At 66.4% G+C, this 12,706-nt stretch carries 13 protein-coding genes; 9 read left to right on the top strand and 4 right to left on the bottom strand.

Annotation, left to right across the window (positions count from 1 at the left end; genetic code table 11):
- Positions 1–149: 149 nt before the first annotated feature.
- Genes KP010_RS13030 through KP010_RS13040 form a run of 3 tightly spaced genes read left to right on the top strand, consistent with a single transcriptional unit; the run spans position 150 to position 3,067 of the window.
- On the top strand, positions 150–1,025 hold the full coding sequence (locus tag KP010_RS13030; protein WP_142861478.1) for a chorismate mutase: 876 nt from the start codon (positions 150–152) through the stop codon (positions 1,023–1,025).
- Between the two features lie 4 nt (positions 1,026–1,029).
- The gene (gene hisC / locus KP010_RS13035; RefSeq protein ID WP_142861477.1) at positions 1,030–2,151 is read left to right on the top strand and encodes a histidinol-phosphate transaminase; all 1,122 of its coding nucleotides are present in this window, start codon (positions 1,030–1,032) and stop codon (positions 2,149–2,151) included.
- Entirely contained in the window at positions 2,144–3,067 is a 924-nt protein-coding gene (locus KP010_RS13040) for a prephenate/arogenate dehydrogenase family protein (protein WP_142861476.1), read from the top strand. The genes hisC and KP010_RS13040 overlap by 8 nt, the downstream gene beginning before the upstream one ends.
- A 40-nt stretch (positions 3,068–3,107) precedes the next feature.
- Here the strand turns inward: KP010_RS13040 and KP010_RS13045 are convergent, their stop codons facing one another.
- A complete protein-coding gene (locus KP010_RS13045; RefSeq protein WP_246659670.1) occupies positions 3,108–4,076 on the bottom strand; it encodes a patatin-like phospholipase family protein in 969 nt (322 codons plus the stop codon).
- A gap of 102 nt (positions 4,077–4,178) precedes the next feature.
- On the opposite strand from KP010_RS13045, the gene KP010_RS13050 reads away from it, so the two are divergent.
- Complete coding sequence (locus KP010_RS13050; protein ID WP_142861474.1) at positions 4,179–5,294, top strand: ATP-binding protein; 1,116 nt, start codon at positions 4,179–4,181, stop codon at positions 5,292–5,294.
- Positions 5,295–5,328: 34 nt separating this feature from the next.
- On the opposite strand, the gene KP010_RS13055 is transcribed toward KP010_RS13050, so the two are convergent.
- A complete protein-coding gene (locus KP010_RS13055) occupies positions 5,329–6,675 on the bottom strand; it encodes an FAD-dependent monooxygenase (protein WP_108917521.1) in 1,347 nt (448 codons plus the stop codon).
- 172 nt (positions 6,676–6,847) lie between these two features.
- Here KP010_RS13055 and KP010_RS13060 point away from each other — a divergent pair, with 172 nt between their 5' ends.
- From KP010_RS13060 to KP010_RS13075, 4 genes are all read left to right on the top strand, one after another.
- Entirely contained in the window at positions 6,848–7,819 is a 972-nt protein-coding gene (locus KP010_RS13060; protein ID WP_142861473.1) for a quinone oxidoreductase, read from the top strand.
- Between the two features lie 598 nt (positions 7,820–8,417).
- Positions 8,418–8,762 (top strand): ribosome silencing factor, encoded by a 345-nt coding sequence (rsfS, locus tag KP010_RS13065; protein ID WP_108917559.1) that lies wholly within the window; start codon positions 8,418–8,420, stop codon positions 8,760–8,762.
- A 69-nt stretch (positions 8,763–8,831) separates the two neighbouring features.
- Complete coding sequence (gene rlmH, locus KP010_RS13070; protein WP_142861472.1) at positions 8,832–9,311, top strand: 23S rRNA (pseudouridine(1915)-N(3))-methyltransferase RlmH; 480 nt, start codon at positions 8,832–8,834, stop codon at positions 9,309–9,311.
- 95 nt (positions 9,312–9,406) lie between these two features.
- Positions 9,407–9,685, top strand: a complete 279-nt coding sequence (locus KP010_RS13075; RefSeq protein ID WP_142861471.1) for a (2Fe-2S) ferredoxin domain-containing protein — start codon at positions 9,407–9,409, stop codon at positions 9,683–9,685.
- Positions 9,686–9,696: 11 nt separating this feature from the next.
- Here KP010_RS13075 and KP010_RS13080 read toward each other — a convergent pair whose 3' ends face one another.
- Both KP010_RS13080 and KP010_RS13085 read right to left on the bottom strand, forming a co-directional pair.
- Positions 9,697–11,244, bottom strand: coding sequence for a DEAD/DEAH box helicase (locus KP010_RS13080; protein ID WP_108917526.1), 1,548 nt, complete (start codon positions 11,242–11,244; stop codon positions 9,697–9,699).
- A gap of 251 nt (positions 11,245–11,495) precedes the next feature.
- Positions 11,496–11,822 carry a hypothetical protein gene (locus KP010_RS13085; protein ID WP_142861470.1) on the bottom strand — a complete coding sequence of 109 codons (327 nt, stop codon included), beginning with the start codon at positions 11,820–11,822 and terminating at the stop codon, positions 11,496–11,498.
- A 442-nt stretch (positions 11,823–12,264) separates the two neighbouring features.
- Here KP010_RS13085 and clpS point away from each other — a divergent pair, with 442 nt between their 5' ends.
- Positions 12,265–12,693, top strand: coding sequence for an ATP-dependent Clp protease adapter ClpS (gene clpS / locus KP010_RS13090; protein ID WP_108917527.1), 429 nt, complete (start codon positions 12,265–12,267; stop codon positions 12,691–12,693).
- Positions 12,694–12,706 lie beyond the last annotated feature (13 nt).

Raw genomic sequence — 12,706 nt, forward strand, 5'->3', positions numbered from 1 at the left:
GGCCGCGCTCGTCGCGGGGCATGACGCGGCTGCATAGGAATCGTCGAGCCGGGCTCGGAGCTTCGGCCCGAGCCCGGCTGCTCGCATTGCCTCCCGCGCCGCGCTGGCCTAAGACAGCCCTCCGCCCTTTCTGAAGCCAGCACGCGCCGATGCGAGACGATTCTTTGCCCAAGATCGAGACCGAAACGCTCGCGGATCTGCGCGACGAGATCGACCGCATCGATCGCGAGATGCATGGCCTGCTCATGCAGCGCGGCGAGATCATCGATCGGCTGATCGCGGTCAAGGGGCCGAACGGCGCCTCCGCCTTTCGGCCGGACCGTGAGGCAAAGATGATGCGCGCGCTGGTCTCGCGGCATCGGGGCCTGTTGCCGGTCGATACGGTCGAGGGCATTTGGCGCATCATCGTCTCCACCTTTACCTATATGCAGGCGGAATACTCCCTCCACGCCGATGATTCCGGCGGCGACGCCGCCATGCGCGACAGCGCGCGCTTCCACTTCGGCTTCACCGTGCCTTATGCCGCGCATCATGGCGCGGGCGCCGTGGTCGCGGCGGTGGCGGGCTCCAAGGGCGATCTAGGAATGCTGCGCTCCGCCGGCGCGCAGGAGGAGGGCGCCTGGTGGGCGAGGCTCGTCGGCGAAAACGCGCCCAAGATCATCGCGCGCCTGCCCTTCGTCGAGCGGCCCAATCATCCGGCCGGCCTGCCGGTGCTGATCGTCGCGAAACCCCTGGCCGAGGCCGCCTCGCAGGATATCGCCCTCTATGCGCTCACACTGCCGAAATGGCATCCGGCCGCCCCTGCGGCGATCGACGCGCTGGCCGGCGAGATTCTCGCCACCGCGCCGCATGGCGGGGAGCTGTCTCTGCTCGTCGCCGCGCCCGGCCATGTGAAAGCCGCGCAATTTGTGGAAGAGCTGGCGCGCGCCGGCGTCGGCCGCGTCCGCGCCGAGCCGGTCGGCAGTCATGCGGCGCGTTTCGAATTGGACATTGCCCGCAGCGGCGTTTTTGCCCCGAGGAGTTGACGAGATGACCAAACCTGTCGTGCGTCGAAGCGTGCTGGCGATCGACGCTTACGTGCCCGGCAAGAGCGCCGCCCCCGGCGCCGCGCGCGTCTTCAAGCTCTCGGCCAATGAGACGCCGCTCGGGCCCTCGCCCAAAGCCGTGGACGCGCTGCGCGCGCTGGCGCCGAAGATCGCCGCCTATCCCGACGGCTCGGCGACGCGGCTGCGGCAGGCGATCGGCGTGGCGCATGGGCTCGACCCGGAGCGCATCGTCTGCGGCGCGGGCTCGGACGATATTCTGGCGCTGCTCGCGCACGCTTTCATCGAGCCGGGCGACGAGGGAATCTACACGCAATATGGTTTCCTGGAGTATCGCATCGTCATTCTCGCGGCGGGCGGCGTTCCCGTCATCGCGCCGGAGACGAATTACAAGGCGAGCGTCGACGCGATCTTGGAGAGAGTGACGGAGCGCACGAAAATCGTCTTCCTCGCCAATCCCAATAATCCGACCGGGACCTATCTGCCGAAGTCGGAAATACTGCGGCTCGCCGATGCGCTGCCGAAGCATGTCGTGCTCGTCATCGACGCCGCCTATGCGGAATATGTGCGCGCGGAGGATTATTCGGCGGCGCTCGAGCTCGCCTCGACGCGCGACAATGTGGTGACGACGCGCACCTTCTCGAAAATCTACGGCCTCGCCGGGCTGCGGCTCGGCTGGGGCTATGGTGCGGCGCCGATCATGGATGCGCTGAACCGGCTGCGCGGCCCTTTCAATGTCAGCGCCGCGGCGATCGAGGCGGGCATAGAGGCGGTGCAGGACAAGGCGCATGTCGAGGCGGCGATCGCCCATAATGCGCGCTGGCTGCCTTTCCTCACGCGCGAGATCGAGGCGCTGGGGCTCGAGGTGCTGCCGAGCGTCGCCAATTTCATCGCCATTCGCTTTCCGGAGGAGGCGGGGCGCACGGCGGCGGACGCCGATCGCTTCCTCACCTCGCGCGGGCTGGTGCTGCGCGCGATCGGCGCTTACGGTATGCCGCAATTTCTGCGGCTGACCATCGGCTCGGAGGAGGCCGATCGTCTCGTCGTCGCGGCGCTCGGCGAATTCACCGCCTCATGGCGCGCGGCGCCGCGGGCCGCGCATGGCTGACGCGCGCGCGCCGATCTTCGAGAAGGTCGCGCTGATCGGCCTCGGCCTCATCGGCTCGTCGATCGCGCGCGGCGCGCGCGCCTATGGCGCCGCGACGCGGATCGCCGCGAGCGACGCCTCGGAACAAGTGTGCGCGCGCGTGCGTGAGCTCGGCATAGCCGATGAAACGACCGCCGATCTCGCGCAGGCCGTGACGGGCGCCGATCTCGTCATTCTCTGCGTGCCGGTCGGCGCTTGCGGCGAGGTCGCACGCGTGATCGCGCCGCATCTTTCGCCGGGCGCAATTCTCTCCGACGTCGGCTCGGTGAAGGGCGCGATTGTCGCGCAGGTCGCGCCGCATGTGCCGGCCAGCGCGCATTTCATTCCCGCGCATCCGATCGCCGGCACGGAATATTCCGGGCCCGACGCCGGCTTTGCGACGCTGTTTCAGAATCGCTGGTGCATTCTCACGCCGCAGGACGGTTTCGACGGCGAGGCGGTGACGAAGCTCTCGGCCTTTTGGACGCGGCTCGGCGCCAATGTCGAGACGATGAGCGCGACTCATCATGATCTGGTGCTGGCGGTGACGAGCCATCTGCCGCATCTCATCGCCTATAACATCGTCGGCACGGCCGCCGATCTCGAGGAGGTCACGCAGTCGGAGGTCATCAAATTTTCGGCCTCCGGCTTTCGTGATTTCACGCGCATCGCCGCCTCCGATCCGACCATGTGGCGCGATATTTTCTTGAACAACAAGGACGCCGTGCTGGAGATGCTCGGCCGTTTCGACGAGGATTTGACGGCGCTGCGCCGCATGATCCGCACCGGCGACGGCGATGGGCTGTTTGCGCTGTTCACGCGCACGCGCGCCATCCGCCGCAGCATCATAGAGCAGGGGCAGGATACGGCGGCGCCGGATTTCGGAAGAAGAGAATAGGGAAGGGAGCGAATAGCGACGAGCTCACTCGCTATTCGCTTCAAATCAGCCCCATCACCTGCAGCGCGTCGGCGATCTCCTCGCGCCGTTTCTCCACCGCCGCCTCGCCTTCGCGCACGGCTTCCTCGGTGCGGTCGAATTCGAGCAGACCGATATGGCCGACGCGCGGCGTAATGTGCACGTCGGGCGGATCGCCGGCGAGGCGCGAGCGCGTCAGGCGGTCCTGCATGATGCTGAGCGAGGTCGTCATCACGCCGAAAATGCTCGGCCGGTCGGGATCGCGGCGGAAGACGCCGCGCGTGAGCGCCTCGGTGAGCGAGGCGACGAAGGGCTTCTGCTTTTGCTCGAGCAGAGTCGCCGGATCGAAGCCCATGGTCGAGGGAATGCGCGCGGCGTCGCGCGACTTGCCGATGATGTCGGTGTTGAGATTGACGGCGATGACGAGTTCCGCGCCGAGCGCGCGGCAGGCGGCGACGGGCAGAGGATCGACCAGCGCGCCGTCTGCGAGCCAGCGCCCGTCCACCTCCATGGGCGGGAACAGGCCCGGCAGCGAGAAGGAGGCGCGCAGCGCTTCGGCGAGATCGCCCTTTTGCAGCCAGATCTCATGGCCGGTGACGAGATCGGTGGCGACGGCGACGAAAGGCGTCGGCAAGGTCTCGACGCGCATGGGGCCGAGCGCGCGGCGCAGCTCCATCAGCAGGCGGTCGCCCTTGATGAGTCCGCCATAGCCGAGCTGGAGATCGAGATAGGAGACGATCTTGCGCTTGTCGAGCGAGGCGGCCCAGGCCTCCAGCTCGTCGAGCTTGCCGGCGAGAAAGCAGCCGCCGACGAGCGCGCCAGCCGAGGTTCCGGCGACGACATCGAAGGAGACGCCCATTTTCGTCAAGGCGCGCAAGGCGCCGATATGCGCCCAGCCGCGCGCCATGCCGGAGCTGAGCGCGAGGCCGATTCTGCGCCGGCCGAGCGGATGCTCCGCAGTCTCGTGCGTTTCCGTCGCTTCCATCGCCATTGCCGCTCAGGCTCTTTTCTTCCGTCCCCGTCGCTCACATATCATATTCGCTACATTCGTGGGACGGGGCGGCGCAGCTCATGTCGCAAGGGGAAGGCCGAAATGAGCGGCGAGACGATCGAATATGATCGCTTTCGGGTGATGGTCGAAGCCTCGCCGGCGGCGATCCTCATCGTGGGCGCTGACGGGCTGGTGCGCTACGCCAATCGCGAGACGGAGATTCTCTTCGGCTATGCGCGCGACGAATTGATCGGGCGCTCGGTCGATCTGCTGACGCCGGCCGTGACGCGCCGCCGACATGCGGCGTTTCGACGGCTCTATTACGTCGATCCCGGCCGCCGCATGATGGGCGTCGGCCATGAGATAAGGGCGCGGCGGCGCGACGGCTGCGAGTTTCCAGTCGAGATCGGCCTCGCGCCGCTCACGACGGAGCGCGAGCTTCTCGTCACGGCGACGATCATCGATATGAGCGAGCGTCGCGCGGCGGAGCGGGCGCTCGCCGGGAGCGTCGCCGAGCTGGAGCGCGTCAATGAGCGGCTCGGCCAATTCGCTTATGTCGCCTCGCTCGATCTGCAGCAGCCGCTGGCGGAGATCGCGTCGCAATCATCGCGCCTCGAGGCGGCGATGAATGCGGGAGGCCGTGATGAAATCATGCAGGCGAGCGCGCAAATGCGCTGCGCCGCGGTGCGCGCGCGCAAGCTCGTCGAGGATCTGCTCATTTATGCGCGAACCATCTATGGCGATCAGCAATTGGAGGCGCTGGAGCTGCGCGAGGAAGTGCAATTCTCGCTCGCCGCGCTGGCGCAATCGATCGCCGCGGGAGAGACCAGGCTCGAGGTCGATCTTCCTGCCGCCGCTTTCGTCGGCGACCGCGCGCAATTCGCTTGCCTGATGCAGAATATCGTCGCCAACGCCATCAAATATCGCAAGCCCGGCCGGCCGGCCGAGGTGACGATCGCGGCGACGCTGGAGGAGGGCGCGATCCATCTGTCGATCATCGACAAGGGCGTCGGCTTCGAGCAGCAATTCGCGCAGAAGATTTTCGAGCCGTTCAGCCGGCTGCAGAGCGATGTGGAATATGCCGGCACGGGCATAGAGCTGGCGATCTGCAAATCCATCGCGGATCGCCACGGCTGGGAGATAGAGGTCGAATCGCAGCCGGGCGACGGGACGGCGTTTCGCTTCGCGATTCCGACGCTGTTCGCGCCGTCTCTGTAAGTCCTTCTCCCGCATGCGGGAGAAGGAGCGCGCGTCAGCCGAGGCGCGAGGCGGTCTCGCGCAAATGGGCGAAGGCGCCTTTCGCCGCGTCGACGATCGCCTCCGGCCCGCGCGGGCGCTTGCCGCGCATTCGCGGTTCCTTCGGCGCCTCGTCGCGCATCAGCCGCGGCTGCGCGAGATGCGGCGCCACGCCCTCGCGCATCACCGCGCGGCGTAGTGGGCCGAGCGCCGTCATGGCGATGAAGCCGGCGCCGCGAATGAGATCGATCGGCAGATAAGGGATGATCAGCGAGCGATTGAGCAGATCGACCCCATGGGTGCGGAAGCCGATATCGGCGCGGCGGTGCATTTCGTAACGCATCAGGGCGCGCGAAAGCTCCTTGGGATTGCGCAGATCGACGCTGGCGAGGCAATCCTCGAGATCGGCGACGTCGCGCAGGCTGAGATTGAGCCCCTGCGCGCCGATCGGCGGAAACACGTGGCAGGTCTCGCCGACCAGCGCGAGCCGCGGCGCGGTGAGCCGCGACACTTGCAGCCCGCCCATGCGGAACTCGCCAATGCCGCTCTCGATCGTGATGGAGCCGAGTTTTTCCCGAGAGTAGTCCTCCATCTCATATTGCAGCTCGTCGCGCGGCTTGGCGAGGCGGCGCTTGGCGTCGCGCGGGCTCATCAGCCAGACGAGGCTGGAGCGATGCTCCGCGCCCTCGCGCGGCGGCAGCGGCACCAGAGTGAAGGGGCCCGAGCGCGTGTGAAATTCGGTCGAGACATTGTCGTGCGGCAGCTCGTGGCGCAGCAGGGCGGTGAGAGCGACCTGCGGATAAGTCCATTCCTTCGTGTCTATGCCGGCGGCGGCGCGTGCGCGGCTGGCGCGGCCGTCGGCGGCCACGATGAAATCGGCGGCGATGCGGCGCCCGTCGGCGAGGATCGCGGCGGCGCCGTCGTCCTCGAATTCATAGTCGGCGATGTCGCTCTCGACGATCTCGAAGCTCTGCTCGGCGCGCGCGTGCTCGAGCAATATGGCGGTCAGCTCGTCATTGGAGACGTTGAGGCCGAAGGCGGGAAGATCGATCTCCTCCGAGCGCATCACGAGATCGGGCACGGGGAGAAGCTGGTCCGTGTCGTCGATCATCTGGATCGTCTCGATCGGACAGGCGGCGGCGCGCACCTTCTCCAGCACGCCGATCGAATCGAGAAAGCGCACCGAGGCTTCGAACAGCGCGATGGTGCGGCCGGGCAGAGGCGGAGGAAAGCGCCCGGCGAGCGTCACGCGCCAGCCGGCCTTCGCGAAAGCGAGGGCGGCGGCTATGCCGGTGGAGCCGGCGCCGGCCACGAGAATCTGCGTGTCGATCGCAGGGCTTTCGCCCGCTATAGTCTCGGCCATATGCTTCGTCTCCGTTTCGGGAATCCTTCTACACCAAGGGGAGGGGAAGGCGAAGCCGTCCGCCGGCGGCTTTCCGTCGCTACTCGAAAATCTGTTGGCTTTGTCGCCTGCGTCAATCCATGGTCGCAATCGACGCGGATTTTTTGCGCTGCGAAGTCATTCGGAGACGATCATGGTGAAGGCGATACGCATTTACGAGACGGGCGGGCCGCAGGTTCTGCGCTATGAGGATGTCGAGCTTCCTCCGCCCGGCCCGGGCGAGGCGCAGATCGTCCAGAAGGCGATCGGCGTCAATTACATCGATGTCTATTTGCGGAGCGGCTCCTATCCTTCGACGCTCCCCTTCGTCCCCGGCTTCGAGGGCGCCGGCGAGGTGGTCGCGCTCGGGGAGGGCGTCGATGAATTCGAAATCGGCGATCGCGTCGCCTATGTCGGCCCGCTCGGCGGCTATGCGGAGGCGCGTAATCTGCCTGCGGCCGCGCTGGTGAAGCTGCGGAAATCGTTTTCTTTCGAGACCGGCGCCTCGATGATGCTCAAAGGGCTCACCGCGCAATATCTGCTGCGCCGCACCTATAAAGTGAAGGAAGGCGACCGCATTCTCGTCCATGCGGGGGCGGGCGGCGTCGGCCAATTGCTCTGCCAATGGGCAAGCGCGCTCGGCGCGCATGTGATCGCCACCGTCGGCGACGCGGAGAAGGCGAAAATCGCCAAAGAGGCGGGCGCGGAGCATACGATTCTCTATCGCAGCGAGGATTTCGCCGCCGCCGTGCGGGACATCACCGGCGGCAAGCTCTGCGACGTGGTCTATGACGGCGTCGGCCAGGCGACTTTTCCCGCTTCGCTCGATTGCCTGAAGCCTTTCGGACTTTTCGTCAGCTATGGCTCGGCCTCCGGCAAGATCGAGGCTTTCGACATAAATCTCCTGTCGCAAAAAGGCTCGCTCTTCGCCACGCGCCCCTCGCTCTTCGCTCACATCGCGCGGCGCAAGGATTATGAGAAGATGACGAACGACGTGGTCCGCGCGATCAAAAAGGGCCTATTGCGGCTCGAGCGGCCGGCGCTCTATCGGCTCGAGGACGCCGCTCTCGTCCATGCGGATCTCGAGGCGCGGCGCACGACAGGCGCGCTCGTGCTCGTTCCCTGAGCCGTCGCCGCAAAATCTTCGCAGATGTGACATTTTGGTCACAGCGCGGGCGTTGCGGCGCAGGTCGCAGAATTTAGCGGATTGAATTTGCGGGCGCTGCCGAATCGCTATGTTCGGCCCCGCCCGCTCGGGCGGCGCTCGAGCGCGGCCGTGTGAGCGCTTTTCGCGGCCAAGCCTGGACAAATGTGACCTTTTATGCCGGGCGCAGCCTCGCGGAATCGGATAGGCTCCGCAATTGTTCCGGCTTCGAGGTTCCTCCCACCTCACGATGGGCCGGGGCCCACTTCCAAAACCCGGCGTTCTCGCCGGGTTTTTTTCCGCCCGCGGCCCTCGCTCGGGCCGCGCGTCTTTCCGCCTTTTTCTATGATTAATAGAAGCTTATGTCGATGTGTCGGGCCTGCGAGGGACGGCGAGCGCCGTCTTTGCCGCGCGCTTTCGCTCCCGCGCGCGCTTCTGCGCGGTTGCATTCGGGCTCAAAACGGCACATCTTGAGAAACGCGGCGCCAGCGCCGCGAAGCATGAGGGTCACAAGCTGACGACAAGTCTTCCCGGGGCGGCGCGCGCGCCGTCTCAGCCGGCTTCCGGGCCGATCGGCCAGATCGCCGGCTCCATCGTCCAAAAAGTCCTCACCAGCCTCGACGACTCCAAGGCCGAGGACGTCATCTCCATCGATCTGCGCGGCAAGACGTCGATCGCCGATGACATGGTCATCGCGACCGGCCGCTCGACCACGCATGTCGGCGCCATCGCCGACAAGCTGCTCAAAGCCTGCAAGGAGGCCGGTCTCGTCGCTCCGCGCGTCGAGGGTTTGCCGCAGTGCGATTGGGTGCTGATCGACGCGGGCGACGTCATCGTCCACATTTTCCGGCCCGAGGTGCGCCAGTTCTACAACCTCGAGAAAATGTGGGGCGGCGCGCGGCCGAGCGAGCTGCGCGCGGTCTAAAAGCGGCGCCGCTGGGGGCGAAACGAGACAGGGCGGCGTTCGCCTCGACGCGAATGTCCGTAAGGGGACATGCGTCTCGGAATTCTTTGTGTCGGGCGGCTCAAGGCCGGCCCGGAGCGCGATCTCTACGCGCGTTACGCCGCCCGCATCGCGGCGATGCGAAATCTCGGGCTCGCGGGGCTCGATCTTCAGGAAATCGACGAGAGCAGGGCGCGCAATCCGGCCGAGCGCATGGCGCAGGAGGGCGAAGGACTGCTCGCCGCTCTGCCGGCCGGCGCAAAGCTCGTCGTCTTCGACGAGCGTGGGACCGCCGCCAGCAGCGCCGATTTCGCCGCCATGGTCGCGAGCCAACGTGACAAAGGCGCGAAATCGCTGTGGTTCGCCATCGGCGGCTCGGAGGGGCTGGCGCCTGCGGTGCGGGAGAAGGCGGGCGCGGTCTTTTCCTTCGGGCGCATGACGCTGCCGCATCAGATCGTGCGCATTCTCGTCGCCGAGCAGATCTATCGGGCGACGACCATTCTCGCCGGACATCCGTATCATCGCGCCTGAGGCGCCTTCATGCGTCCCCGCCGAGGGGACACGGAGCGAAGGGACACGATGATTGCATCTCGAGGGTCGGCCGCGATCAGAGCCAGAGGACCGAAATGACCGAGCCGCCGCTGATACGCTTCGTCGTCTGCGTCGGAGACGTTTGCGACCGCGAGGGACGCGGGAGCGCGCTGCACGAGCGCTTGAGCGAGGCGCTCGACTTCGATTTCGGCAAAGGGATCGCCGCCGGCGAAATCGCCTGCGTGCGGCGCAGCTGCCTGCGCCATTGCTCGCGAGGAATCCCCATGGTGCGGATCGAGCCGTCCGGCGACGTTCACGCCGATCCGGACATAGAGCAGATGCTCGATCTCGTCGTCGAGGCGCTCGCCGGCTGAGTGAAAACGCCTTATTCGTCCCCGACCTTGGCCGGCTTGAGCACCACAGGGCGCAGCAGGAAGGATGGAATATGGTCGCCGAGGCCGATGACCGGCGGCCCGTCGTCCTCCGGTTGGCGCGTCGGCCGGCGGTCGCGCCGATCGCCATAGGTCGGCGGCCGCTCGGGACGGGCCGGCCTGGCCGGCGGCCTCGCCTCCCGCTCTGGTCTCGCCTCGCGATCTTGGGCGGCGCGCTCCTGACGGGGAGCGCGCTCTCGAGGCGGCTCACGCTCCTGCCGGGCCTCGCGACGCGGCTCACGCTCGGACCTTGCTTCACGCTCTGTTCTGGCCTCGCGTTCTGGCGCGGCGCGTCGGCCGCTCCGCTCGCCGCTGCTGCGCGAGCGCCCGCGTCCGCGCGATTCACGGGCAGGCGCTTCGGAGGGCGGCGGCAACTCGTCGAGGCCGGGGCCCTCCCAATCGATCTTCTTGCCGATCAGCGTCTCGATCTGATCGAGATATTTGCGGTCGTCGTCGGTGACGAGGGTGAAGGCCGTGCCCGAGCGGCCGGCGCGGCCGGTGCGGCCGATGCGATGGACATAATCCTCGCTATGCGTCGGCACGTCGAAATTGAAGACATGGCTGACGTCGGGAATATCGAGGCCGCGCGCCGCGACGTCGGAGCAGACGAGGAGATTGACGTCGCCATTCTTGAAGGCGTCGAGCGAGGCCATGCGCGCGAGCTGGTCCATATCGCCATGCAGCGCGCCGGCGGAAAAGCCGTGCTTGTCGAGCGAGCGATGCAATATGGCGACATCGCGCTTTCGATTGCAGAAGATGATCGCGTTTTTGAAGCTGTCCGCGCCGCGGATGATCCGGCGCAGCGTCTCGCGCTTCTCGGCGTGGCCATGGGTGGCGACCAGCGCCTGGCGGATGGTCGCCGCCGTCGTCGAGGCGCGCGCCACCTCGACTCGTACAGGATTGTGCAAAAAGGCCTCGGTGAGGCGCGTGATCTCCGGCGGCATCGTCGCGGAGAAGAACAAAGTCTGCCGCGTGAAGGGCACCAGCTTGCAGACGCGCTCTATGTCCGGGATGAAGCCCATGTCGAGCATACGATCGGCCTCGTCGATGACGAGGATCTCGATATTGGTGAGCAGCAGCTTGCCGCGATCGAAGAAGTCGAGCAGGCGGCCGGGCGTCGCGATCAGCACATCGGCGCCGCGCATGATCTTGGCTTCCTGATCGCCGAAGGAGACGCCGCCGATCAGCAGCGCGACATTGAGCTTGTGATTCGCGCCATATTTGGCGAAGCTCGCCTCGACCTGCGCGGCGAGCTCGCGCGTCGGCTCGAGAATCAGCGTGCGCGGCATTCGTGCGCGGGCGCGGCCCTGCTCGAGCCGGCACAGCATGGGCAGCGTGAACGCCGCCGTCTTGCCTGTGCCCGTCTGGGCGATGCCCAGAATGTCGCGCCCCTGCAGCGCCGGAGGAATGGCCTGTTCCTGAATGGGCGTCGGCTTGGTGTAGCCGGACGCCTCAACGGCCGCGAGGACCTTTTGGGAAAGGCCGAGTTCGTCGAAGGTCATCAATTGTCCTGGTCGCGGCTTTCATGACATTTGGCAAGGGAAGGGCGCGCGTGTGCCGCGGGGGCGCGCGTCGTCCTCGAGAGGCGGGACCGTCGCAAATGACGTTTGTGTTCCGCTGGCGTTCTGCTCGTCGTCTGGGGAGCAAGACGCGCGCCATGCTTGAAGCCGAACGCGTCGGATGTCAATGGAATTGACGCGGCGCATCATGAGCGGCGCGCGGGGGCAGCGGCCGCGCGCGCTTCGATTTCGCCCTATTTCGTGCCGGGCCCGCAGGGCGTGGCCGGCGCGACGGCCTTTTGGCCTGGCGCGATCGAGCCGGTGGCGGCGTGATCCACGCCGACGAAGCCGATGCGATGCAGAGACTGAGCCGTCGCCGCGGGCTGCGTCGCCGCCGCCTGCACGCGGCCGCGCTCCTCTTTGTGAACAAAAGCGAGACGCGGGAGCTCGCCGTTTTGTAACTTTGCCGACAGGACGTTGGCGCCGAGCACGCAGGCGAGCGCCAGCACAGCCGAACCCAAGGCAACTTTTTCGACGAGCTTGCCCGCCGTGTCCCGCCGAAACCGATCCAGCATCGTCATTCGCGCCTCTTTTGATTGCGCGCCACGCTTTCTGACCGGCCGCGATTTTAGGGGGCGGTGGTAAAGGACGCGTTTACGCTCGTGGTTTTCGACAGGTGCGCCGTCGCGGGGGCGGAATCGAGTTATTGGCGGCGCCCTTTGGAAACCCATTCGCGGCGCCGGGTCGCGCCTCGCGCCGCATTCACTTGTTCCGCCGCTGCGGCACATTATGTCCTAGGCGTATTGTGGACGGCGGCGCGCTGGAGGCGTCGCATCCGGGGCGCGCCTCGGAGTTTTTTCGGCGGTTTCAGCTTTTCGGGTCTTGCCAATGCTCCCGCGAGAAAGAACACTCGGCGTCTCTCCGCTTCGCCCGCGCCGCGAAAGTCGGCGAGGGGCCCGCGGCACGGAGAATGCTACGCATACGCCGGACGGGCCTGTCGCGGGCGAAACTTCGGAAAGGGGAATGAGGAAAGCCGAGGTGACAGTGATCGACGATCTTACACTCGACAGCCGGGTTCCCTTCGCTACGGAACGCCGCGCGTCTCCCCATGCGGCCGGGAAAGAGCCTCGAAAGAGCGGCGGCGGCGGCGACGGTGGGTCGGGAACGGCGCTGATCACCCGCACGCGGACGCAGACGCGGCGGCCCAACATGTATCGCGTCCTGCTGCTCAACGACGACTACACGACCCAGGAGTTCGTGGTCATCGTTCTGCGTAAATATTTCAACAAGAGCCTGGAAGAAGCCACTCGGATAATGCTGCACGTGCATAATCACGGCGTCGGCGAATGCGGCGTCTACACCTATGAGGTGGCGGAGACGAAAGTCACGCAAGTGATGGACTATGCGCGCAAGCACCAGCATCCGCTTCAGTGCATCATGGAAAAGAAGTGAGGGCGGACGATCG

This window comes from Methylosinus sp. KRF6 (assembly GCF_018887255.1).
Classification (GTDB): Bacteria; Pseudomonadota; Alphaproteobacteria; order Rhizobiales; family Beijerinckiaceae; genus Methylosinus; species Methylosinus sporium.